The organism is Gallibacterium genomosp. 2 (assembly GCF_000771895.1).
In the GTDB taxonomy this organism is placed as follows: domain Bacteria; phylum Pseudomonadota; class Gammaproteobacteria; order Enterobacterales; family Pasteurellaceae; genus Gallibacterium.
In genome coordinates, this window is sequence record NZ_JPXY01000043.1 from 1 (window position 1) to 23789 (window position 23789).

24 protein-coding genes are annotated in these 23789 nt (G+C 37.7%); 9 read left to right on the forward strand and 15 right to left on the reverse strand.

What is annotated here, in order from left to right; translation table 11 throughout:
- Positions 1–258 (forward strand): GNAT family N-acetyltransferase (locus tag P375_RS08920; RefSeq protein WP_039136289.1); only part of this gene is annotated, 258 nt, incomplete at its 5' end.
- Positions 259–281: 23 nt separating this feature from the next.
- On the opposite strand, the gene folB is transcribed toward P375_RS08920, so the two are convergent.
- Positions 282–641, reverse strand: coding sequence for a dihydroneopterin aldolase (folB, locus tag P375_RS08925; RefSeq protein ID WP_039136238.1), 360 nt, complete (start codon positions 639–641; stop codon positions 282–284).
- A gap of 91 nt (positions 642–732) precedes the next feature.
- Between folB and plsY the strand changes: the two genes are divergently transcribed.
- Positions 733–1341: a glycerol-3-phosphate 1-O-acyltransferase PlsY gene (plsY, locus tag P375_RS08930; RefSeq protein WP_039136240.1), complete on the forward strand. Its 609-nt coding sequence runs from the start codon at positions 733–735 to the stop codon at positions 1339–1341.
- Here plsY and P375_RS08935 read toward each other — a convergent pair whose 3' ends face one another.
- From P375_RS08935 to P375_RS08965, 6 genes are all read right to left on the reverse strand, one after another.
- Positions 1342–2073, reverse strand: coding sequence for an energy transducer TonB (locus P375_RS08935; protein ID WP_039136242.1), 732 nt, complete (start codon positions 2071–2073; stop codon positions 1342–1344).
- Positions 2074–2463, reverse strand: a complete 390-nt coding sequence (exbD, locus tag P375_RS08940; RefSeq protein ID WP_039136244.1) for a TonB system transport protein ExbD — start codon at positions 2461–2463, stop codon at positions 2074–2076.
- A gap of 9 nt (positions 2464–2472) precedes the next feature.
- Positions 2473–2922 carry a TonB-system energizer ExbB gene (exbB, locus tag P375_RS08945; RefSeq protein WP_039136246.1) on the reverse strand — a complete coding sequence of 150 codons (450 nt, stop codon included), beginning with the start codon at positions 2920–2922 and terminating at the stop codon, positions 2473–2475.
- 121 nt (positions 2923–3043) lie between these two features.
- Complete coding sequence (locus P375_RS08950) at positions 3044–5053, reverse strand: TonB-dependent receptor domain-containing protein (RefSeq protein WP_039136248.1); 2010 nt, start codon at positions 5051–5053, stop codon at positions 3044–3046.
- A gap of 485 nt (positions 5054–5538) precedes the next feature.
- Positions 5539–6291: an esterase family protein gene (locus tag P375_RS08960; RefSeq protein ID WP_039136251.1), complete on the reverse strand. Its 753-nt coding sequence runs from the start codon at positions 6289–6291 to the stop codon at positions 5539–5541.
- 17 nt (positions 6292–6308) lie between these two features.
- Positions 6309–7487 carry an ATP-grasp domain-containing protein gene (locus tag P375_RS08965; protein ID WP_039136252.1) on the reverse strand — a complete coding sequence of 393 codons (1179 nt, stop codon included), beginning with the start codon at positions 7485–7487 and terminating at the stop codon, positions 6309–6311.
- Between the two features lie 271 nt (positions 7488–7758).
- Between P375_RS08965 and ettA the strand changes: the two genes are divergently transcribed.
- Entirely contained in the window at positions 7759–9429 is a 1671-nt protein-coding gene (gene ettA / locus P375_RS08970) for an energy-dependent translational throttle protein EttA (protein ID WP_039136255.1), read from the forward strand.
- Positions 9430–9507: 78 nt separating this feature from the next.
- Here ettA and recN read toward each other — a convergent pair whose 3' ends face one another.
- Together recN and P375_RS08980 are read right to left on the reverse strand one after the other, a co-directional pair.
- Positions 9508–11184 (reverse strand): DNA repair protein RecN, encoded by a 1677-nt coding sequence (gene recN, locus P375_RS08975; RefSeq protein ID WP_039136257.1) that lies wholly within the window; start codon positions 11182–11184, stop codon positions 9508–9510.
- Between the two features lie 70 nt (positions 11185–11254).
- The gene (locus P375_RS08980) at positions 11255–12175 is read right to left on the reverse strand and encodes an NAD(+) kinase (protein WP_039136259.1); all 921 of its coding nucleotides are present in this window, start codon (positions 12173–12175) and stop codon (positions 11255–11257) included.
- Between the two features lie 180 nt (positions 12176–12355).
- On the opposite strand from P375_RS08980, the gene grpE reads away from it, so the two are divergent.
- Complete coding sequence (grpE, locus tag P375_RS08985; RefSeq protein WP_039136261.1) at positions 12356–12946, forward strand: nucleotide exchange factor GrpE; 591 nt, start codon at positions 12356–12358, stop codon at positions 12944–12946.
- Positions 12947–12999: 53 nt separating this feature from the next.
- Here the strand turns inward: grpE and P375_RS12430 are convergent, their stop codons facing one another.
- A complete protein-coding gene (locus P375_RS12430; RefSeq protein ID WP_156962338.1) occupies positions 13000–13161 on the reverse strand; it encodes a hypothetical protein in 162 nt (53 codons plus the stop codon).
- Positions 13162–13579: 418 nt separating this feature from the next.
- Between P375_RS12430 and lolB the strand changes: the two genes are divergently transcribed.
- From lolB to P375_RS09000, 3 genes are read left to right on the forward strand one after another with little or no spacing between them, the layout of a single operon-like run.
- Positions 13580–14206 (forward strand): lipoprotein insertase outer membrane protein LolB, encoded by a 627-nt coding sequence (lolB, locus tag P375_RS08990; protein ID WP_039136263.1) that lies wholly within the window; start codon positions 13580–13582, stop codon positions 14204–14206.
- Complete coding sequence (gene ispE, locus P375_RS08995; protein ID WP_039136266.1) at positions 14206–15084, forward strand: 4-(cytidine 5'-diphospho)-2-C-methyl-D-erythritol kinase; 879 nt, start codon at positions 14206–14208, stop codon at positions 15082–15084. Before lolB ends, ispE begins: the two co-directional genes overlap by 1 nt.
- Positions 15085–15137: 53 nt before the next feature.
- Positions 15138–16085: a ribose-phosphate pyrophosphokinase gene (locus P375_RS09000; RefSeq protein WP_039136268.1), complete on the forward strand. Its 948-nt coding sequence runs from the start codon at positions 15138–15140 to the stop codon at positions 16083–16085.
- A gap of 86 nt (positions 16086–16171) precedes the next feature.
- Here P375_RS09000 and P375_RS09005 read toward each other — a convergent pair whose 3' ends face one another.
- From P375_RS09005 to P375_RS09025, 5 genes are all read right to left on the reverse strand, one after another.
- Positions 16172–16666 carry a C40 family peptidase gene (locus P375_RS09005; protein WP_039136270.1) on the reverse strand — a complete coding sequence of 165 codons (495 nt, stop codon included), beginning with the start codon at positions 16664–16666 and terminating at the stop codon, positions 16172–16174.
- 62 nt (positions 16667–16728) lie between these two features.
- Positions 16729–17025 (reverse strand): integration host factor subunit alpha, encoded by a 297-nt coding sequence (locus P375_RS09010; RefSeq protein ID WP_039136272.1) that lies wholly within the window; start codon positions 17023–17025, stop codon positions 16729–16731.
- A 3-nt stretch (positions 17026–17028) separates the two neighbouring features.
- The gene (pheT, locus tag P375_RS09015; RefSeq protein WP_039136274.1) at positions 17029–19416 is read right to left on the reverse strand and encodes a phenylalanine--tRNA ligase subunit beta; all 2388 of its coding nucleotides are present in this window, start codon (positions 19414–19416) and stop codon (positions 17029–17031) included.
- Between the two features lie 23 nt (positions 19417–19439).
- Positions 19440–20423: a phenylalanine--tRNA ligase subunit alpha gene (gene pheS, locus P375_RS09020; protein WP_039089775.1), complete on the reverse strand. Its 984-nt coding sequence runs from the start codon at positions 20421–20423 to the stop codon at positions 19440–19442.
- Between the two features lie 235 nt (positions 20424–20658).
- Complete coding sequence (locus P375_RS09025; protein WP_039136276.1) at positions 20659–21357, reverse strand: TIGR01621 family pseudouridine synthase; 699 nt, start codon at positions 21355–21357, stop codon at positions 20659–20661.
- Positions 21358–21556: 199 nt separating this feature from the next.
- Here P375_RS09025 and cdd point away from each other — a divergent pair, with 199 nt between their 5' ends.
- Positions 21557–22474, forward strand: coding sequence for a cytidine deaminase (gene cdd / locus P375_RS09030; RefSeq protein ID WP_039136278.1), 918 nt, complete (start codon positions 21557–21559; stop codon positions 22472–22474).
- Between the two features lie 133 nt (positions 22475–22607).
- On the forward strand, positions 22608–23612 hold the full coding sequence (gene fbp / locus P375_RS09035; protein ID WP_039136287.1) for a class 1 fructose-bisphosphatase: 1005 nt from the start codon (positions 22608–22610) through the stop codon (positions 23610–23612).
- The last annotated feature ends 177 nt before the right edge of the window (positions 23613–23789 follow it).

The following is a 23789-nucleotide window of genomic DNA, read 5'->3' on the forward strand; positions in this document are numbered from 1 at the left end:
TTTTGTCCTATATGCCTCCAAAATGAGTACGTTCATTTTGGACGTGTTTTAGTAATGCCAGATTTTCGTGGCAAAAGCTATGCTCAAACACTATTAAGAAGCACATTAGCTTTTATTCAACAGCAATTTCCAAACTATCCCATTGAAATTCAGGCACAACACTATTTGCAAGAATTTTATCAGAAATTCGGTTTTGTTGTGGTTTCAGATATCTATCTGGAAGACAATATCCCACATATTGATATGCGTAAATTTTGATGGCATTCTTCTGCCATCAATCATTAACCAAACCTTTTTTCCACCACAATACCAACCGATTTTGCTTGAGCAACGGCACTGGGCTTACTTAGTTTTAAACGAATTTGTGAGATTTGAAAACGCTGATGTAATTGATCCACCACCTCATATGCTACTCTTTCAATCAATGCAAATGATCGGTTACTGACATAATCAATGATAAATTCGCTAACCTCTGCGTAATTTAGACAAAATTGAACATCATCTGTCCGTGCCGCCTGCTCACTATCCCACGCCATTTCTAAATCAAACACTAATTTTTGTTTAATCTGTTGTTCCCAAGCATAAACGCCAATAGTGGTAAAAATAGTTAACTCTTCAATAAAAATAAATTCTTTCGTCATATAAATTTCGCCGTTTAATGAATTAATTGTAGCTATACTAACAATTTTGGTTACAATAAACAAAAGCCCAAATGAGTGAAAAGGAAAAGTTATGAGTCTATTTGCTATTTTTTATATGCTAATTGCCTATTTGATAGGTTCTATTTCGAGCGCGATCATTTTATGCAAACTCTTTCACCTTCCTGATCCTCGAGAAAACGGCTCTCATAACCCCGGAGCAACCAATGTGTTACGAATTGGTGGACGTTTGCCAGCATTACTGGTGCTAATTTTTGATATTCTTAAAGGAATGTTACCAGTTTGGCTCGGTTATTACCTACAACTAACACAGTTTGAATTAGGAATGGTGGCTTTAGGTGCCTGCCTAGGGCATATTTTCCCAATTTATTATCACTTTCGTGGTGGCAAAGGTGTAGCAACCGCATTCGGTGCAATTGCACCGATTGGCTGGTCTGTAGCAGGATTTATGCTTGGTGTCTGGTTATGTGTTTTCCTACTCACCGGTTACTCTTCTCTCAGTGCAGTAATTGCCGCATTAACCATCCCATTTTATGTCTGGTGGTTTCGCCCCGAATTCACCTTTCCAACCGCATTAGTTTGTTGTCTTCTTATCTACCGTCACCACGACAATATTCAACGTTTATGGCGTGGACAAGAAGACAAAATGTGGGATAAATTAAAAAATAAAAAGAAGAAATAATTATCTCAGCATAAATTTAATCGGGATTTTCTGTTCTGTAGCTAAACCTGCCGGACGTATGCCAACACTATTGGCTTTCGCTACTGCATCCATTGCCGACTTATCCAAATCTTCATAACCAGAAGAACGATGTAACCGCACATTTTGGATTGTTCCGTCATCCATCAAAGTAAACTGCACTATGACAGTACCTTGACGATGCAACATTTTTGCTCGTTGCGAATAACGTTTATGTTTTTCAATTTCTCGCCTTAATGCAGAACGATATGCTGCAAGCTCATCACTATTTGTTCCTGTTCCTTGTAAATTTTGTTGCTGTGTTGTAACAGGCGCACCCTGTGCTTTAGATTGTACTGCCTGCGAAACAGGGCGATGATTTTTCTTATGATCACGATGTTTTTTATGTTCCTTTTTACGCTCTACAACTTCTTTTTTAATCTCTTTTTTAGGCTGTTTCGATTCTTTTTTTATTGTCGGATCAGGAACAACTTCTTGTTTCTGAGTTTCAACTATCTTTTCTGGTTCAGGCTTGATTTCTATTTCCGGTTGAGGTTCTGGTTGAGGTTCCTCAACAATATTGGCAGAAAACAATTCCATTGAAATGATTGGTGAAATTTCTCCATTTATACTATTTGCTGACTGTTGCGTTCCATCAAATGACCAAACCACACCGGCAAATAATGCACTATAAATAGCAGTGGTAACATAAAAAGCAGGCTTGGTGTAATGCACTTAATTGCCTCCTTTATCCTTTACAGTAACAATGGCAACATTTTTGATCTCATTTTTACCTAATAAGTCGGTAATACTAACAAATTCTTGGAAAGTAGCTTCAGAATCTACTTTTAATGTTACTTTTTGTGATTTATCCCAACTCGCCATCTCTTTCTCTAAATCGGTTCTATTGATCGGCTTATCATTGAAATAAAGCTCACCATCTTTAGTGATAGTGAGCAGTTTCGCAAGTTCATCCGATTTAAATGCTACCGTGCTACTTGCTTTTGGTACATTCACCTTAATTTTACCTTGCGAAATAAAAGATGCAGTAATCAAAACAATTGCCAACAGTACTAACATAATATCAATGAAAGGAATGATATTAATTTCATCGAACTTCTTCATATCTCATTCCTATCTTGATTGTTCCGCCTGTAAAGATTTCCACTGTAAGCGTTTCACTTCCACTTTACGCCCTAAACCGTTGTAAAACATCATTGACGGAATAGCGACTAAAATTCCCACAGCAGTTGCTTTCAGTGCTAATGACAAATGAAGCATAATGGCACTAGCATCAATGTCGCCACCCGATTGCCCTAACTGGTAGAAAGTGAGCAAAATACCAATAACTGTTCCCAACAATCCCACATATGGTGCGTTTGCACCAATAGAGGAAATAATGGTTAAGTGCCGTGTAAGATCAATTTCAAGATCGTGGATATTCTGATAATTTTTAATATTGATTTTATGTAAAAACAATAAGCGCTCAATCACCATCCAGACCATTACAAAGCTCATCAACGCCAACAGACCTAAAATAATGTAATCAACATATTGTTGTAAGAAATCAAATAATGTATCCATTTTCCAACCCTTTAAAAACAACAAATATAAGGCATCATTGCGATGTACTTATATTAATTAACACAGAGGAATAAAGGCTTTCCGCCTTTATTTAAAGGTTGGCGGAAAGTCAAATCATTACTTAGAATTTATAAGAAACGGTGAATTTATAGTTACGACCGAGTTCATTATCTGAAGCAGCATAATATTTAGTTGCTTGATCTTTATAGGCTTTATCAAAAATATTATCGATACCAGCCGTCAATTCTAAACTAGGTAATTGTTTTGGTGACCAAGTTGCATAAACATTGCTGACAGAATAACTGTCTTTATAAGTTGACATTTTCTTTGGTGTTCTGTCACAATTTTTCCCTTTACAACGTTCGATTCCAGCAGTGTATGTTGTGATATTTCTTACCCAAATGGTATTCCAGCCAAGTTCTACACCATAATCCGGCATAACATAACTTAGACCTAAAGTATATTTATCTCCGGTATCCGGCAAAGCAGTTAAATTATAAAAACCAAATAACGGGTCAAGCTGTTCACTTCTTGCTCTGGCATAACCGGCATTAATGGAAAAATTATTGATACGATAAGCAGTAGAAACCTCAACCCCCTTAACCTTTACTTCACCAATATCTTGATAACCGCTTCCCTGATCGGTTGTTGTGTTGGTGTTGAAATGATTATATTTAGTTTGGAAATATTTTGCGGTTAAAGAGAAATCATCATTGCCAAAAATATCTGCCTTAGCAAAACTCATACCAGCTTCTTTATTATTTCCTCGAATAGCATCTATACTTGGCAAATAATTCCGGGTTCCACGTAAATAAATCTCACCAGCATCAGGTCCTTTAAAGATTTCAGTATAGTTGGCAAATACTGCTAAATCGTCTGTTAGTAAATATTTTAAACCTAGTGCTTTAGAAAAACGTTGGTAGCTTTTATCAAAATTCTTATCAAGATCTGCCTGATAATAGTCATAACGTATACCCGGAGTGATTAAGAAATTACCAAGCGCAATTTTATCCTCCAAATAAACAGAAGTACTGTCAGTTCTTGGTTGATAAGGTTTATCTGGCGCATTTAATGCTCTAGATTTAGTATTGTAATACTCTCCACCAACGGTAATAGTATGGTGAGTACTGGATAAATCAACTTCTGAAACATTAGAAAGTGTTCCACCAACAGTACGAATATTCGTCTGAGGTTTTCCCATTGAACTCATATCAGTTTCAGTATTATATAAATTAATTTTGAAATTAAGGTATGGATTATCTTGCGGATCGATACCATAACTTAACGTATAAGTTTTACGTAATAACTCTGTTAAGGCTTTGCTGTGATCAGTCTCACTATACCCCAGTTCTCCAGGTCTCGGAATATCCCCTAAACAAGAGTTAAAATTAGCACGATAGCAACTTACCGCCGTATTATTATACCGTTCCGCTGAGAATTTCACCCATTGTGCTTCATCAATATTGTATTTCGCTTTGAATAAATAGTTGGATAAATGGCCTTTATTTGCATTTGCTACGCCATTACCATCTTTACCGTTTTCTTGGTGACGATAATTAAAATAGCCTAAAACATCTAACCCACCGGCACGACCATAAAGAGTGGTTGCTGCTTGATTGGAGTCAGCATTGCTACCATAGCCCCATTTGAATTTCGCGCCAAAGTTTTCGCCATCCGCTAACAAATCTGCCGCTTCAACGGTTTCGAAACGAATCGCACCGCCCAATGAACCTGCGCCAGTTACCACAGAATTTGCACCAACATCAACATTCACACGTTTTAAAATATCCGGATCGATACCATAGTTTCCAGCGTGGTGGAATGCGTAACCATTTTGTCTTGCACCATCAACTGTTACCGTTAAATATTCTTCACTTACACCACGAATACTGTAACGTTGCACCACAGAACGTGCGCCATTCACATTTACACCAGGGACGGAACGCAAAATATCTGCGGTTGTAGTCGCTTGGCGAACTTTTGCTAAACTACCGGCGGATAAACTTGCTTTTTGTGGTGAAAGGTTATCACTCACCACTTCAATCACATCTAAATTATCAGCTTCATCTGCAACAACTGCACCACTAATAAAAGCAGCAAGCGGTAATAATACAAATGAGGTTTTCTTCATTCCAAAATTCTCCTTAGGTTATTGAGGATTAAAAACTATCAATTAAATTAATGAGAACCATTATCAATAAAAAATTTATTGCTTTCAAGATCTTTTTAGGAATTATTATCATTTTCTAATAAATGATTAAAGTTTGCTCATTTTGTAACAATTTTACAAAAATCAGCGATTAAGAAAGGTCGTTATGACGATGACAAGGCGGCGTTATTTTTAAGTATTACATTGTTAAGTTCACCTATTTTCATAATATTGAGTAAACAAAATAAGCACCACCAATCACAATAAGATGAACGACGATAATAACAATGATCGTGAAGATAAGAACTTTTAAAATATTGGCTAAGAGATGAAGAAACTTATTGCCCATTCTACTTAATCTATTTTTCAACCTAATATAAAAAGCATTGCCGACGAAACTCATACTCCATTTGGCATTAACAGAGTCGGTTTCGCCGGCAAAAATAAAGAACGAATAACGATGCTGATTAAATTATGCCCTGCTCTTCCAACTTGCTAAGGAAAAATGGCATCTGTTTCTTCCACCACGGCCAATCATGATCAACATCGTATCCCCAAAAATCAAACCAAGCGACAATGCCTTTCGCCTGAAAAGCTTCTTGCAAACGTGCTGTATCTGCAACGTGCTGCTCTTCCCAAGCACCTTGTCCTACTGCCACAATATAGTGATTTTGTCGATAACGATCTAAAAACCAACTATCCTGCTGTCCCCAAAGATAATCTATCGGCGAATTGAAATATATCGCCTGATCCCCATAAAATTCCCCAGTAAAGAAACGAGCATCATAAACGCCACTTAGCGCAATCGCCACATCAAACAAATCCGGATGACGCAATGCAAAATTAATGGTATGAAACGCCCCCATACTGCAACCGGTCGCCATCATTGCGCCACCCCATTGCGATTCGTGCCGAATTAATGGCACCAATTCATTGATGATATAACGATCATAAGCATCGTGTGCTAATGCCATATCGTGTCCGGATTTGTAAGTTGCCAACCACGACTCTTTATCGTAAGAATCAGGCGTATAAAACTTCAGTAATCCACGATCTATAAAAGAACGGCAGGCTTCAATCATCCCGAAATTACCATATTCATTTTGATCACCGCCTGAGGATGGAAACACAATTACAGGCTTACCGGCGTGACCATAAACATTAAAATACATTTCACGACCTAATTCTCCACTCCAATGACTTCTTCTCTCAAAATGCATAATTCACTTCCTCTCAATTATTGTTTTTGATGTGCAAATTGAATAATTTCCCGCATCTGCTCCAGAGTTTCAGTTCTCGCTAAAATTCCCTCTTCTCCCATAATTTTCGCAAAAATGCCCGGCACCTGTTGCACACTGATAATGTTGTTACCAAATTTTTCGCAAACTGCCTGTGTCGTATTAAGATAGTTTTTATTCGCCTTACGAGAAATATAAACTACATTCCACGGATGAGTAATATGCGCATAGAATCTATTTTCTTTAACAATATTGGCATATTCATTAAATACATCAAAATCATTCGCATAATTCCACATATCAATGGTTAAACCACCCGGTGGACGGCAGTTAATTTCAAGGGGTAATATTTCGTTGCTGCCCTTAACACGGAAAAACTCAAAATGGAAAAAACGTTCTTTAACATTAAATGCCTCTACGCAAACTTTACCTAGCTCAATTAATTTTGGTGAAATTTCACGTGGCACAAAATAGAACATATCACCGTCTTTCTCCACTGTATCTAACACTGCTTCAGAATATTCTAAACTGGAATAGAATACGATATTCCCATTGTGATCGGCTAAACCATCAAACGTCACAATATCTCCATCGATAAATTCCTCCATAATATATTCAACATTTGGTGCTTTATGTTCAAAGAAATGTATTAAATCTTGTTTTGTACGAATTTTATAAGTGTCACTCGCTCCAACACCCGAATTCGGTTTAATAATCACTGGCAATTTTAATTCTGCAGCCAAACGATGAGCATCCTCTTCATCAGAAAAAACACGACCTTTCGCTACTTTTAAACCTGCTTCTTTAAAAACTTCTTTCATTTGTGATTTGGTTTTAATCATTTTCATATCTTCATTCTTATAACCGAACACATTAAAATCAGTACGAAGTTTTGCATCCAACTCCAACCAATATTCATTATGCGATTCAATACGATCAATGCGTCCATACTTATGCGCAAAATAACCAACCGCACGATAAACCTGATCATAATCTTCCATATTATCAACACGATAATATTCTGTTAGCGAATTGCGTAACCCCTCGCTTAATGACTCATAAGGCACATCGGCAATTCCTAATGTATTAAAACCGCTTTCACGCAATCTATGTGCAAACGTTTCAAAATTGGTGGGAAAATGGGGTGAAATCATTACAAAATTTATTGGTCTTGACATCAAAGATTCCTCAAATAGCAATGGTAATTAAATATAATGCTGTGGTGTACTATTTATATAAATAGTCTGATTGATATTACTATTCCAACATTCCTTGTTGCAATCATATTTTGTATATAAAAGCATATTTTTATGTTTTATTTAGCCAATATGATTCATAAGATCTTTTAATTTTTCGGTGTTACTTAAATTTTCATCGTGAAATGGTCAAAAGCAATAATTTCCAGTAGAATAATGCTTTTATCCAATCACAAAACAAACAGCGAGAACTATGTCCACACAATTTGTTTTTACAATGCATCGCGTGAGCAAAGTTGTGCCACCGAAGCGTCAAATTTTAAAAGATATTTCGTTAAGTTTCTTTCCCGGTGCAAAAATCGGTGTACTAGGTTTAAACGGTGCCGGTAAATCTACCTTATTGCGCATTATGGCAGGCGTAGATAAAGAGTTTGAAGGGGAAGCCCGTCCACAACCTGGCATTAAAATCGGTTATTTGCCACAAGAACCAAAACTAGAACCACAACAGACCGTGCGAGAAGCGATTGAAGAAGCAGTTCACGAAGTGAAAAATGCATTAACCCGATTAGATGAAGTTTATGCACTATATGCTGATCCGGATGCGGATTTTGATAAATTAGCAACAGAACAAGCTGAATTAGAAGCGATTATCCAAGCTCACGACGGTCATAACTTACAGAATCAATTAGAGCGTGCAGCAGATGCCTTACGTTTACCAGATTGGGACAGTAAAATCGAACATTTATCCGGTGGTGAACGTCGCCGTGTTGCGCTTTGCCGTCTACTATTAGAAAAACCGGATATGCTGTTATTGGACGAACCAACAAACCATCTTGATGCGGAATCTGTGGCTTGGTTGGAACGTTTCTTACACGATTATGAAGGCACGGTTGTGGCTATTACCCACGACCGCTACTTCTTGGATAATGTTGCCGGTTGGATTTTAGAGCTTGATCGTGGGGAAGGCATTCCTTGGCAAGGCAATTACTCTTCTTGGTTGGAGCAAAAAGAGAAACGCTTAGCACAAGAAGCTGCTACTGAATCTGCTCGCCAAAAATCGATTGAAAAAGAACTTGAGTGGGTTCGCCAAAATCCAAAAGGTCGTCAGGCGAAAAGTAAAGCCCGTATGGCTAGATTTGAAGAATTAAATAGTAGCGATTATCAAAAACGTAATGAAACCAACGAACTTTTTATCCCACCTGGTCCTCGCTTAGGAGATAAAGTCATTGAAGTGGAAAATTTATCCAAATCATATGGTGATCGTACTTTAATTGATAATCTATCTTTTAATATTCCTAAAGGTGCAATTATCGGTATTATCGGAGCAAACGGAGCTGGAAAATCCACTCTATTCAAAATGTTATCTGGACAGGAACAGCCTGATAGCGGTTCTATCACGTTAGGTGATACTGTTGTCCTTTCTTCAGTCGAACAATTCCGCGATAAAATGGACAATAGTAAAACCGTGTGGGAAGAAGTATCCGGCGGTTTAGATATTATGAAGATAGGTAATTTTGAAATCCCAAGCCGTGCTTATGTGGGGCGTTTCAACTTTAAAGGTGTTGATCAACAAAAACGTGTTGGTGAATTATCCGGAGGTGAACGTGGACGTTTGCATTTAGCAAAATTATTGCAACGTGGAGGGAATGTGCTTCTCCTTGATGAACCAACCAATGATCTTGACGTAGAAACCTTGCGAGCATTGGAAAATGCCATTTTGGAATTCCCTGGCTGCGTGCTGGTTATCTCACACGACCGCTGGTTCTTGGATCGTATTGCTACGCACATTTTGGATTATGGAGATGAAGGCAAAGTCACTTTCTATGAAGGTAATTTCTCTGATTATGAAGAATGGAAGAAAAAAACTTTCGGTGCTGAATCTATACAACCAAAACGTATAAAATATAAACGTATTACGAAATAAATCACTACCAAAAAATATACCGCCTATATAGTTTTATACACAACTAATAGGCGGAATTATCCATTATAAAAAGCTGAATTAACTTGCCAACGCTAACATCTCCTGTGCATTTGCTAACGATAACTGCGTTACTTCACTACCACCAAGTAATCTACCCAACTCTTTTACTCTTTCTTCAGCATTTAATAAACTTACTTGTGTTTCTGTTTTTCCAGCTTTGCAATATTTTTCAACTTTATAATGTTGATGACCGTGTGATGCAACTTGTGGTAAATGTGTAATACATAAAATCTGCACTTTTTCACCTAATGAGCGCAATAGTTTCCCGACAATATTAGCTGTTGCCCCACTAATTCCAACATCTATTTCATCAAAAATCACTGTCGGAATCGTACTTTGATCTGACGTTAAAGCTTGTAATACCAGTGCAATTCTAGATAATTCACCACCAGAAGCATTTTTATGCAAAGGTTGAAAACTCTCTCCTAAATTGCTCAATAGCATAAACGTGATTTGATCTATACCTTTATTAGATAATTTTTGTGATTCCATAGTGCACTGAATATCAAATTCAGCATTTTCCATTGCTAACTGTTTGATTTTTTCGGTTACCGCTTTCGCTAATAAAATGGCACCTTGTTGCCGACGTTCTGAAAGCTGTTTCGCAATTCTCATTGCCTGTTGATAAGCTTGCTGTTCCGCTTCGACTAACAACTCTTCGCCATCAATATATTCCGCTAACTGTTCATATTCATGCTTTAATTGCTGATGATAAACCGGTAATTCTGAAACATTAACTCGATGTTTTTGTGCTAATTGTAACGCCTGTTTTAAACGCATTTCCGTATTAGCCAATAACTCCGGATCATCCTCGATACGATAGGCAAGATGCTGCACTTCAGAAAAAGCCTCTTGAACGTAAATCTGTGCCTGTTGAATTAATTGCAGTGCCTCTTTAAATTGCTCATCCGCCTCAACCAATTCATCTAAATAGCTCACTGCTTTATTTAATAAATTTTCGATATTTGCGGTTTCATTTTCCGACAACAACTGTAAAACAGATTGCGACCCTCGACTTAACAATTCACTATTTGCTAATCGTTTTTGTGTTAAATCCAATTCTTCAAACTCACCCTGTTTTAAGGCAAATTCATTCAATTCTTCAATTTGATAATGTAATAGCTGTTTTCTTGCCTCGTTTTCTGCACATTGTTGACGAAAATCCGCCAATTTTTGCTGTTGTTGCTTCCACAAATGAAATTGATGATTTAACTGCTGTAATAAACTTTGGTTATGACAAAAAGTATCCAATAGTTGCAATTGATATTCAGGCTTCAATAATTGTTGAGAACAATGCTGACCACTGATTTGCACTAATAATGCGCCTAACTCACGTAATTGAGCAGCAGGCACCGGTTGATTATTAATAAATCCTTTTGAGCGCCCATCTGCACTAATTGTACGGCGCAAAACACACTCTTCCGGATTTTCTTCATCATCCAATTCGTGTGTTTGTAACCATTGCTGTGCCGCAGAATTATTTTGTAATGAAAACAATGCACTAACATCCGCTCTTGATTCGCCGGAGCGCAACATTCCGCTCTCAGCACGCTGCCCCAAACAGACCTCTAAGGCATCCAATGCAATTGACTTGCCGGCACCGGTTTCACCGGTAATAACAGACATTCCTTGTGCAAAATCTAAGGTAAGATGATTAACAATAGCAAAATTATTGATGCGTAATTGAGTGAGCATAAGAAACCTCCAATACTGTATAAATATCAGTATATACTGTTTTTTTATACAGTAAAGTATTTCTTGAAATTTAAAATAATTTTTTTAGCCAACCCAATTTAGAACTGAGGATATTGTAGTAGTTATAATCTTGTAAATGCAGCAATTTCATCCGCAAATCGCTCTTTTTCACCACAATCACATCATCAATACAAAAAGGAATATTCACCTGACTATCACAACTCACCTCTAACTGCCGCACGTTATACTGTGCAAAACGAAAGTGCAATTTGCTGTCGCCATCCACCACCAACGGACGAGAAGATAGAGTATGAGGGAACATCGGTACCAATGTAATTGCATTTAATAATGGCGTTAAAATCGGTCCACCGGCAGACAATGAATAAGCGGTTGAACCGGTCGGTGTAGCAATAATCAAGCCGTCAGAGCGCTGCGAAAAACAAAATTTATCATTAATATAAACTTGAAAATCAATCATATGTGCAATTTTGGCTGGATGAATCACAACCTCATTAATCGCTTGATTTGACGCAATAACCTGTCCTTCTCGTTCCACATTCACATCCAATAAAAAGCGTTCTTCTACAAAGAATTCACCGCGATCCAAACAGGCAGATAATTGTTCATACACCTGATCTGGAGCAATATCAGTTAAAAAACCTAAATTTCCACGATTAATCCCAATCAACGCTGTATCATAACGGGCAAGTATGCGTGCTTTCCCCAGCATATTGCCGTCACCACCAATCACAATCACTAATTCTGCCATTGCGCCAATCTCATCCAACGTAGCAATATGTTTTGCACTCAATTGCAGAGCTTTACCGACTTCCTGTTCAACTAAAACGTGATAACCACGATGCTTTAGCCAAATAAATAGATCTTGATGCATTTGAAGACGATCATCGTGTCGAGGCTGCCCTACAACACCAATCGTACGAAACGAACGATGTAATGTATGCTGTTGCAGTTTCATTCTAAATTCTTGCATAACAATTACCCAATTGATAACAACGCAATCCTTGAATTGCACTAAATGAGGCTTATATTAACATAACTATCGGCGATAATTTTGACTTAATTAATATCTCATGCCGAATAATTGGCGGTAATAGTGTTTTTTGTTAAACTAGTCGCCGTAAAATGCCCCTTTTTGATTTTGGAGAATATTATGTCTGAACAACAAAACAATGAACAAAACGTTATGAATGAAGAAGTCAATCAACAATCAATAGAAACAGAACAAACGAACGAGCAAGAAAAAACCAACGAAATCGATCCATTAAGTGAAGCACTTGCCAAAATCCAAGATTTAGAAAGTCAATTAGAAGAAGCTGCAAAAAAAGAACAGGATATTATGTTAAGAGCTCGTGCTGAAATTGACAATATCCGCCGTCGTACCGAAGCGGATGTAGAAAAAGCACATAAATTTGGCTTAGAAAAATTTGCTAAAGAAATTCTTAATGTAATTGATAATTTAGAGCGAGCTGCTGCAACGCCAAACACCTCTGAAGATGAAAGCGTAAAAGCTCTTTTTGATGGAGTAGAACTTACCCTAAAAGACCTCCTTTCTACCGTAGCTAAATTCGGTATCGAACCAGTCGGCGTTGTAGGTGAAACGTTTAATCCAGATCTTCACCAAGCAATCTCAATGCAACCAACCGAAGGCTTCAACGCTAATCAAATCACTACCGTTCTACAAAAAGGCTATCTACTAAACGGACGCGTTATTCGTCCTGCGATGGTAATGGTTGCCTCTTAAGAAAACAAAAAACCTCTTAAGCTGAAGCAAACAGCCTAAGAGGTTTTCTCATATTATTTATTAGTGTGTCTATCAGAAGTTAGATTGATATTTTCAAATAAAGAGGTTAATTGTGATTGAAGCTGCTCCACTAACTGTTCCGAACCCAGCACAATCCGATTAGCTTCAACATTAATCTCTTTGATAATAGATTGGTATTCATTGATAGCCTCCAATAATGTTATCGGGATATGCTTTTCTATTTGTTTCCAAGCTTCTGAAGGGATAAATTTTGTTGCTTCTTAATAGAGCGAAACAAACGCAATCTTGCAGGAAATTTCTAATGACATAGTTACTCCTTTGTAAAGTTTGTTACAAATAATAATACTAAAATCCCCCTAAAAAACGAAATTACAAATTTGTATTTTAGCCCTATTTTCTTTTTTTAATCATCATTATGCGATATGGAGCACACTTTTCTCTTTGATAACTTATTAAATTATTTTCTTATAAAAACTTACTGAAAATACCCTATAAAAATGATGAAAAATCAACCTTCAATTGGCCGTTTTTTATCCTAAATATTGCTCTCCTTTCCATCCCATCCACTTTTAATTAAAATATCGCTTTCATCTCTCATAACAGGAATAGACAGTGAATATTAAAAAGACAGTACGGCTCGGTTTATTATCGGGATTAACCTTATTATTTGTCGGCTGTGCAAATGATGGACAATTCGTTACCCCTCAGGTTACTTTACCTCATAATGATCCTGTATGGTTACAGCATCAACAAACGGTAAATGCAATTAACCATTATATAGCAGAAGGGCAATTAGGATATATCAGTAAAAAAGAACGTTTTTCTTCCTCTTTTCAATGGCAATATTTAGATGAGCAACATTATCGTTTATATTTTTCTTCCTTATTAAGTCGCAATACATTAACAATTGAAAAAACAGCAACAAATACCATTATTTTCGATAATAAAGGGAATTATTATGCCGATAAGGATATTCATCAATTATTGCAAGATATTATCGGCTTTGATTTTCCGGTAGAACAATTTCCAAATTGGTTAAAAGGGTTACCGGGAAATACACAAAATTATGTTGTGAATCAGCAGGGTTTATTAAGCCATTTTGATTATCAATGGCAAAATGAAATATGGCAGGCGAAATATATAAATTATAATCAACAATCTCCAAAGCTACCGCAAAATTTATTTATTAGTAGCCCAGATAAAACACTAAAAATTCAAATTAAAAAATGGACTTTCTAATGGTTGAAAATAACTCTTTTTTAAATCGTTCTTTTTCATTTCCCTGCCCGGCAAAATTAAATCTTTTTTTATATATTAATGGGCGACGTGAAGATGGTTATCACGAATTACAAACATTATTCCAATTTTTAGATTTTTCAGATCAGCTCACGGTAACAATAAATAACAGTGGCAATATCACTTTGGAAAATCAATTGGACGACGTTGTGCTTGAAGATAATCTTATTTTTCGTGCCGCAAAATTATTACAACAATACACGCAAACTTCGCTGGGTGCTTCGCTCTCCATTAAGAAAAAGCTGCCGATGGGTGGTGGCGTTGGTGGCGGTTCATCCGATGCGGCAACAACATTAGTCGCCTTGAATTATTTGTGGCAAACCAATCTTTCACTCTCTCAATTAGCCGAACTTGGTTTAAAACTCGGTGCGGACGTGCCGATTTTTGTTCACGGTAAAGCCGCTTTTGCCGAAGGTGTCGGTGAAAAAATCAGCTATTGTGAACCGGATGAGAAATATTATGTGGTATTAAAACCGAATGTGGCGATTTCCACCGCAAAAATCTTTCAAGATCCGAAATTGCCGAGAAATACGCCAAAACGATCTTTGTCACAATTATTAGCCGATGTTTATACAAACGATTGCGAAAAAGTTGTGCGAGATCATTATCCTGAGGTTGAACAAGCTATTCAGTGGTTGGTACAATATGCACCGACCCGTTTAACAGGGACTGGCGCTTGCATTTTTGCCGAGTTTGATTCGCAAGATGCTGCAATAGCCGTATATCAACAACGCCCGACCCACTTATCAGGGTTTGTTGCTAAAGGGGTAAATCGTTCTCCGTTATACCTTGTCCTTGAGAATATGCAACAAAATTGTTAACGTGTGGATTGCACTGCAATCTGAATATTAAAAAACCAACTCTGAGGTTAAAAATGCCTGACATTAAGCTGTTTGCTGGTAATGCAACACCAGAACTAGCCAAAAAAATTTCTGAACGTCTTTATACTTCACTTAGCGATGCCATTGTGGGTCGTTTCAGTGATGGTGAAATCCAAATCCAAATCAATGAAAATGTACGTGGTTCCGATGTATTTATCGTTCAATCCACTTGTGCACCAACTAATGATAATCTAATGGAATTAGTGGTAATGATAGATGCTCTTCGCCGTGCATCTGCCGGAAGAATTACTGCGGTAGTACCTTATTTCGGTTACGCTCGTCAAGACCGGCGTGTACGTTCTTCTCGAGTACCGATTACAGCAAAAGTGGTGGCAGATATTTTATCTAATGTCGGCGTTGACCGTGTTTTAACCTGCGACTTACACGCAGAGCAAATTCAAGGTTTTTTTGATGTGCCAGTAGATAATGTTTTCGGTTCACCAGTTCTATTGGATGATATTTTGAAGAAAACTGATTTAGAAAATCCTATCGTTGTTTCTCCAGATATCGGTGGTGTAGTTCGCGCTCGTGCAGTAGCCAAATTATTAAATGATACCGATATGGCGATTATTGATAAACGTCGCCCTCGTGCAAATGTTTCTCAAGTAATGCATATTATCGGTGATGTTGCTGATCGTGATTGTATCTTGGTTGATGATATGATCGATACCGGTGGTACATTATGTAAAGCGGCAGAAGCATTAAAAGAGCGTGGTGCAAAACGTGTATTTGCTTATGCAACGCACGCTGTTTTCTCTGGTTCAGCACCGAAAAATATTGCTAGCCCAGCATTAGATGAAATTGTTGTTACTGACACTATTCCTCTTAGACCAGAAATTATTGCGTTGAATAAAGTAAGGGTATTGACACTGTCTGGTATGTTAGCAGAAGCAATCCGACGTATCAGCAATGAAGAATCCATTTCAGCAATGTTCAAATAATTGGCAGTTCTATAATAATTGACACAAAAAACCTGCTTTTTTCAGCAGGTTTTTTCATCTTTACTTGGCTTATTTTAAAAAATCGGCTACAAGCGACGAACTTGCCAAAATGCTTTATTCCAATAAGGATTATTCAGCGAGGAATAGATAACACCACCTTTGGTAGAAGCGTGCAAAAATTGGTTATTTTTCACATAAATACCAACGTGATAACCGTTAGGACCTCTGCCGGTTTTAAAAAAAACCAAATCACCGGTTTGAATTTCATCCAAACCAACTTCAACGCCTACTTTAGATTGTGCCGTAGTTGTGCGTGGTAATTGAATCGCAAAACGATCCGAAAACGTTCTCATCACAAAGCCGGAACAATCAACACCACTTTTCGTATTGCCGCCTATTCGATAAGGGGTACGATACCATTCGTGTTGCTGCTCACTAAGTTGCGCCATCGTATAAATCGGATCAGGCATTCGACTGTTATATGAATGGCGATATGATGAACAAGCTGCCAATCCAAAGACTAAACCAATAATTAAACTTGTTTTAACAGAAGATGTTAGTTTTATTTTTAACACGGACATTCTCCATTCTTACAAGAAAAAATAAAGAGCATTCCTGTTCAAGGAATACTCTTTTTATTCAATCAATCTTTTGGTTTAGATTTCTCAACTCGTGCGCGCAATTTTTGCCCTGCTTTAAATACCACAACACGGCGCGCAGTAATCGGCACATACTCGCCTGTTTTAGGGTTTCTCCCCGGACGCGGTGTTTTATCTCGCAACTCAAAGTTTCCAAAACCGGATAACTTCACATCTTCACCGGACTCAAGCGCCTGACGAATTTCTTCAAAAAATGATTCAACCAGTTCTTTTGCATCATTTTTATTTAGATTGAATTTCTCAATCAAATTTTCAGCAAGTTCTACTTTTGTTAGTGTCATAAATTAATCTCTCAAATAAGCGTTTAATTTTTCTTTCAATGCAGATAACACGGTATCTACCACTGCTGAAATATCTTCATCACTTAGCGTTTTTTCATTATCTTGCAAAATCAAGCTAATCGCTAAACTTTTCATTCCTTCGGCAATTCCTGCCCCTTGGTAAACATCAAATAAATTGATTTGTGTTAATTGTGTTCCGGCAGCCTCACGACAAACTGTTAACACCTCATCGGCAGTCACATTCTCAGCCACAATAATCGCCAAATCTCGGCGGTTGGCAGGAAAACGGGAAACTTCTTTGGCTTGAATAACATCTTTATATGAAATTTTATCCCATAAAACTTCAAACACCACGACCTTTCCATTTAAATCCAATTTTTGTGCTACACGAGGATGGATTGTACCAATAAAGCCAATCTCCTCATCACCCAACATAATGGCAGCTGATTGCCCAGGATGTAAGGCTGGATACGATTTTGCAACAAATTTAATATTTTTTCCAGCGTTAGAGAGATCAAAAATACTTTCTAAATCCCCTTTCAAATCAAAGAAATCCACAGATTCCGACTTAATTGCCCAATGTTCATTATGACGGTTTCCTGAAATTACCCCTCCAATCACAAATTCCTGACGCACACCAATTGGATGATTTGAATCAACGACAAAACGCAAACCGCTTTCAAATAGACGAACACGAGATTGTTGACGATTTTGGTTATATACCACCGCACCAAGCAGTCCACTCAATAAAGAAACACGCATTGCTGACATCTCAACAGAGATCGGATTTGGCAGAATTAACGCTTCTTGTTCAGGGTGCAATAAACGCTGCACTTTCGGATCAACGAAACTATAAGTAATCGCTTCTTGATAATCGTGTTCGACAAACGCTGTTTTAATACGGCTTAATGAAACATCAGACTCTTTATGTTCACGCATCATCAAATGAGCTAACGGCGCATTATTTGGAATGGTGTTATAACCGTAAATACGAGCCACTTCTTCGATTAAATCTTCTTCGATTTCAATATCAAAACGCCAACTAGTAGGTACCACAGTCCAAACATCGTTTACATAGGAAACCTGGAAGCCTAAACGCTGCAAAATATCAGTAACACTTTCAGTTTCAATATGATGACCTAGCAAGTTATCCAATTTTTCACGACGCAATGTTACCGGATTTAATTTTGGTAATGCATTTTCATCAACAACCTCACAAATTTCACCAGCTTCACCACCACAAATTTCAATTAACAATGCAGTAGCACGCTCCATCGCATAACGCTGTAACTCAAAATCAACACCACGCTCAAAACGATGAGAAGAATCTGTATGCAAACCATACTGTCTAGCACGCCCAGTAATAGCCAGCGGAGCAAAAAAGGCAGATTCTAAAATCACGTTTTTTGTATTTGCACTCACACCGCTTGCTTCACCGCCAAAAATTCCAGCCATTGCTAATGGCCCATTTTGATCAGTGATTAACAATGTATTCTCTTTTAACTCTGCTGTTGAGCCGTCCAACAATACTAATTTTTCGCCGGTTTTCGCCATTCTGACTTGGATTGGTTGTGCCACCTTATCGGCATCAAATGCGTGCATCGGTTGACCTAACTCCAACAAAATATAATTGGTGACATCAACCACCGGATCGATAGAACGAATACCGCAACGGCGTAATTTTTCCTGCATCCAAATCGGTGTTGATGCTTGCACATTAACATTTCTTACCATACGCAATAAATAACGTGGGCAAGCCTCAGGTGCATTTAATTTAATCGCTACTTTATCACTGATGGTTGATTTTACTGGCGTAAACTGCAATTGGTTCATCGCTAATTTATTCACCACAGCCACTTCTCGAGCAATTCCACGGATACTCAAACAGTCCGCACGGTTCGGTGTTAAGCTGATCTCAATCGCTTTATCATTTAAGTTAAGATATTCACGCAAATCCATACCGATCGGTGCATCTGCCGGTAATTCGATAATACCGCTGCCGTCAGTTGAAATGGCTAACTCGGCATAAGAACATAACATTCCTTCCGAAGGTTGCCCGCGCAGCTTGGCTTTCTTGATTTTAAAATCACCCGGTAACACTGCACTAACTTTAGCACAAGCCACTTTCAATCCTTTACGACAATTTGGCGCACCACAGACAATATCTAACAGCTCACCATCACCGACATCCACTTTAGTTACACGCAGTTTATCAGCATCCGGATGTTGTGCACATTCAACCACTTCACCAACCACCACGTTACTAAAGTCACCAGCAACCGGTTCAACGCCATCAACTTCCAAACCTAGCATTGTGATTTGATCACATAACTGTTCGGTGCTAATCGCAGGATTAACCCATTCTCTCAACCACAATTCATTGAATTTCATTTTTTCAAATATCTCCCTGCAAATTAGTTAAACTGTTTTAAAAAACGTAGATCATTTTCGAAGAAAGCGCGTAAATCAGTCACGTTATAACGCAACATTGTTAAACGTTCTACCCCCATACCAACCGCAAAACCGGAATATTCATTCGGATCAATGCCGACATTGCGTAACACATTTGGGTGTACCATTCCACAACCTAACACTTCCAACCATTTTCCATTTTTTCTCATCACATCCACTTCCGCAGAAGGTTCGGTGAATGGGAAATAAGAAGGACGAAAACGCACCTGCAAATCTTCTTCAAAGAAGTTTCGCAAGAAATCGTGTAACAAGCCTTTTAATTCAGTGAAATTAGCCTTTTTATCAACAAACAATAATTCGATTTGATGAAACATTGGTGTATGTGTTTGATCATAATCGTTACGATAAACACGACCTGGTGCAATAATACGAATCGGAGGACGCTGTTTTTCCATTGTCCGAATCTGTACGCCTGAAGTTTGGGTACGTAATAAACGTTCCGCATCAAACCAAAATGTATCGTGATCAGCACGTGCCGGATGATGTGCCGGAATATTCAACGCATCGAAATTATAATGATCAGTCTCAATTTCTGGACCTGTTTCCACAGCAAAGCCGAGTTCAGAGAAAAATTTCACCACGCGCTCAATTGTTAATGTCACCGGATGAAACCCACCATTTTCTAATTTACGTCCCGGTAAAGTGACATCAATCCGCTCTTTTGCCAATTTAGTATTTAACTCCGCCTCTTCCAACTCAGCTTTTTTCGCATTCAATGCGGATTGTGCTATCTGTTTTGCTTCATTAATTTTCGCCCCCATCGCCGGACGCTCTTCGGCGGATAGTTCACGAAGCCCCTGCATTAATAATGTATAAGGTCCTTTTTTTCCGAAATACTCAACACGAATAGCCTCTAATGCCTTTCCGTCCTGAGCTGCTGTAATCGCCGCTAAGGCTTGCTCTGTAATCTGTTCTAGGTTTTGCATACCTTTCCTCTGTGATTTAAATAACTCAATAATCGTCCAAAATTTGTCATAAAAAAAGCCTCCATACCGAGGAGGCTTGTCAGTTTAATTGCCAATATTTTAGTTAAACTAATCGCCTCTTAGATACTAAGAGTAAAAAAATCGAAAACTAAAAAATAATGTGGTCATAATTAAACTGAAATGAAATAGTTAAAAGTGAAGTAATGATAATACTAACCGCTTAAAAAATCACGTTTTATTGTTGTATTTCTGTCATTTCTTGTTGTAATGCTGCCTCAATTTGTACTTTTACACACTCTCGTTCAAAATAAACACCTTGTGGTAAAACCGAATAACAAAACCGTTCTCCGGAAAATGAAAACGCCAATATTGCTGCGTGCAAATAACATCGATCTGTCAGCGATTTATCGCCATATAAAGGATCACCCAAAATTGGGCTGCCCAAACTTTTCATCGCGACTCTCAACTGATGAGTTTTCCCAGTTTGCGGTTTTAACACAAACAAACGCAATCCTTTTTCACAATTGATTGAATAAAAACGTGTTATTGCAGGATTACTATAGGTTGGTGCTAATTTCCACATTCCACGCCGACTCCGCACCATATCTCCCTTAACCAATCCCTGTTTTTTCTTCGGTTTTTCCGTTGCCAATGCCAGATAAATTTTTTGCACTTGGTGTGCGGCAAACTGTGTTGATAATTCAGCTGCCGCTTGTCTATTCAATGCTAACAATAATAAGCCGGAAGTGCTTTTATCCAAGCGATGAATCAACCAAACCCGATCCACACCAATCTGTTCGGCAAGCTGTGTCGTTAAACCCTGTTCATTATCATCTTTATGCACACTGACACCACAAGGCTTATTGATAACTACAAAATTTTCTGTTTGAGCAACAATCTGAAAATGCATTAACACCACTTCTCCAATAACCATAAAAGTTAGCCAGTATAAGTGATTTCAAAAATAATGGTATGACCGCCTACAAAATTCACGATTTTTCCAAGCAAAACTAGCTCAAAAACAATATTTATCGCAAATAATTTTACCTACGTCACAAAAATGAAGGTTATTTAAACCGAATAAAAGGATTTGTTTTATTATAATGTCATACGTCAGAAATAAGAGGGATATTATGATGGCAACAACTAATCCAAAAATTAAAGCAATTCAGATGCAGCTCGCACAGTGGGATGATCAAATTCTTGCTAATGACATTTATCAAGCCCTTTCTCAACAACATTTTGTTGGAAAATTATCGCCACAAATCGTCAGTGATCTCTGCAAAAACTTTAAAATAAGCGTAAACCATTTGGCATTGCAATTACTTCCTATCGCGGCTTGTTATTCCGTTACTCCTATTTCCAATTTTAATGTTGGTGCTGTGGCACACGGCATCAGCGGCGCACTTTATTTTGGCGCAAATCAGGAGTTTTGCGATAGCAGTATGCAACAGACTATTCACGCCGAACAAAGTGCAATCTCACACGCTTGGATGAATAACGAAGCCACCATTACTGCTGTCACCGTAAATTACACACCTTGCGGACATTGTCGCCAATTTATGAATGAATTAAACAGTGCGGAACAACTTTATATTCATTTACCACACGCTCAAAATAATCGTTTGCATCAATATTTACCCGATGCTTTTGGTCCGAAAGATCTTGAGATAAAAACTTGTCTGTTCGATCCACATAACAACAAATTAATAATAGAAAATTTTGAACCGTTATCTCAACAGGCGTTGTTGGCAGCAAATCGTTCTCACGCACCTTATAGTCACGCTTATTGCGGTGTAGCCCTTTTATTAAAAGACAACACCATTTTAACCGGTCGATATGCAGAAAATGCAGCTTTTAATCCAAGTTTACCGGCATTACAGGTCGCAATAAATTTGGTGAGATTATCTGGTCATCAAGATCAGGATATTACAGCAGCAGTGATGGTTGAATTACCAACAAAAATGCAACAGCGCACAATGGCAGAACAGTTATTACAAGCAATTAATCCAAAAATTAAATTTCAATATTTCATTGCGAAAATAAACTAATTGAATCAAAAGGTAAAATAAATTTGTGATCTGTTTCTCATTTTTTTATTTTACTTTAAAAAATTTTTATAACATTTATTAGAAAATGTTATCTTTAACAGTATAACTTCTCATACTAAAAGTAAGGTTTATTATGAAAACTCTAGGTCAATTTATTGTAGAAAAACAAGCTGAATACCCTAATGCTAAAGGTGAACTTAGTGGTATTCTTTCATCTATTCGTTTAGTGGCTAAAATTATCCACCGTGATATTAACAAAGCCGGTTTAACCAATGATATTATCGGAAATTCAGGTGTTCAAAATGTACAAGGCGAAGCACAAATGAAACTTGATGCATTCGCCCACGAAAAAATGAAAGCAGCACTTATTTCTCGTGATGAAGTTGCCGGTTTCGGTTCGGAAGAAGAAGAAAATATCGTTGCTTTCGATACAGAACGTGCACGCAATGCAAAATATATTATCTTAACCGATCCTTTGGACGGCTCATCTAATATCGATGTAAACGTTGCCGTTGGTACTATTTTCTCTATCTATCGCCGTGTTTCACCAATCGGTCAACCGGTTACCTTAGAAGATTTTCTGCAACCAGGTAATCGCCAAGTTGCCGCCGGTTATATCGTTTACGGTTCATCCACTATGTTAGTTTACACCACTGGTAACGGAGTAAATGGTTTTACTTACGATCCTTCTCTCGGTCTATTTATTCTTTCCCACGAAAATATCAAAATTCCACAAGATGGTACTTGCTACTCCATTAACGAAGGGCATTATTTGAAATTCCCAATGGGCGTGAAAAAATATATTAAATATTGCCAAGAAGAAGACGAAGCGAGCAAACGTCCTTATACTTCACGTTATATCGGCTCATTGGTTTCTGATTTCCACCGTAATATGTTGAAAGGAGGTATTTACATTTACCCAACCACTACTCGTTATCCAAACGGCAAACTTCGTCTATTATATGAAGGCAATCCAATGGCATTTCTTGCTGAACAGGCTGGCGGTATGGCAACTGACGGCTATCGTCGTATTCTTGATATTCAACCGACCGCATTACACGAACGCACACCGCTCTTTATCGGTTCAAAAAATATGGTGGAAAAAGCCGGTCAATTTATGAAAAACTTTAAAGAATAATTTCTACCCAAAAACAAAAAAGGCATAGTAGACAAAAGTGTTGGTTTTTCTGCAAACTATGCCTCTAATGGACAAAAGTGTTGGTTTTAATTATTTCCCCTAATCATTACCAACTCTTTTTATTTAAAAAATCCTTTATAAACATAATCTTACGCTTTTTTGTTAATCCGTTATGAA

Bases quoted from the DNA above. Each gene is read 5' to 3' on its own strand.
- folB (WP_039136238.1), bottom strand. From the start codon at position 641: ATGACGAAAGAATTTATTTTTATTGAAGAGTTAACTATTTTTACCACT.
- plsY (WP_039136240.1), top strand. From the start codon at position 733: ATGAGTCTATTTGCTATTTTTTATATGCTAATTGCCTATTTGATAGGT.
- exbD (WP_039136244.1), bottom strand. From the start codon at position 2,463: ATGAAGAAGTTCGATGAAATTAATATCATTCCTTTCATTGATATTATG.
- exbB (WP_039136246.1), bottom strand. From the start codon at position 2,922: ATGGATACATTATTTGATTTCTTACAACAATATGTTGATTACATTATT.
- P375_RS08950 (WP_039136248.1), bottom strand. From the start codon at position 5,053: ATGAAGAAAACCTCATTTGTATTATTACCGCTTGCTGCTTTTATTAGT.
- P375_RS08960 (WP_039136251.1), bottom strand. From the start codon at position 6,291: ATGCATTTTGAGAGAAGAAGTCATTGGAGTGGAGAATTAGGTCGTGAA.
- P375_RS08965 (WP_039136252.1), bottom strand. From the start codon at position 7,487: ATGTCAAGACCAATAAATTTTGTAATGATTTCACCCCATTTTCCCACC.
- ettA (WP_039136255.1), top strand. From the start codon at position 7,759: ATGTCCACACAATTTGTTTTTACAATGCATCGCGTGAGCAAAGTTGTG.
- recN (WP_039136257.1), bottom strand. From the start codon at position 11,184: ATGCTCACTCAATTACGCATCAATAATTTTGCTATTGTTAATCATCTT.
- P375_RS08980 (WP_039136259.1), bottom strand. From the start codon at position 12,175: ATGCAAGAATTTAGAATGAAACTGCAACAGCATACATTACATCGTTCG.
- grpE (WP_039136261.1), top strand. From the start codon at position 12,356: ATGTCTGAACAACAAAACAATGAACAAAACGTTATGAATGAAGAAGTC.
- ispE (WP_039136266.1), top strand. From the start codon at position 14,206: ATGGTTGAAAATAACTCTTTTTTAAATCGTTCTTTTTCATTTCCCTGC.
- P375_RS09000 (WP_039136268.1), top strand. From the start codon at position 15,138: ATGCCTGACATTAAGCTGTTTGCTGGTAATGCAACACCAGAACTAGCC.
- P375_RS09005 (WP_039136270.1), bottom strand. From the start codon at position 16,666: ATGTCCGTGTTAAAAATAAAACTAACATCTTCTGTTAAAACAAGTTTA.
- P375_RS09010 (WP_039136272.1), bottom strand. From the start codon at position 17,025: ATGACACTAACAAAAGTAGAACTTGCTGAAAATTTGATTGAGAAATTC.
- pheT (WP_039136274.1), bottom strand. From the start codon at position 19,416: ATGAAATTCAATGAATTGTGGTTGAGAGAATGGGTTAATCCTGCGATT.
- pheS (WP_039089775.1), bottom strand. From the start codon at position 20,423: ATGCAAAACCTAGAACAGATTACAGAGCAAGCCTTAGCGGCGATTACA.
- P375_RS09025 (WP_039136276.1), bottom strand. From the start codon at position 21,357: ATGGTTATTGGAGAAGTGGTGTTAATGCATTTTCAGATTGTTGCTCAA.
- cdd (WP_039136278.1), top strand. From the start codon at position 21,557: ATGATGGCAACAACTAATCCAAAAATTAAAGCAATTCAGATGCAGCTC.
- fbp (WP_039136287.1), top strand. From the start codon at position 22,608: ATGAAAACTCTAGGTCAATTTATTGTAGAAAAACAAGCTGAATACCCT.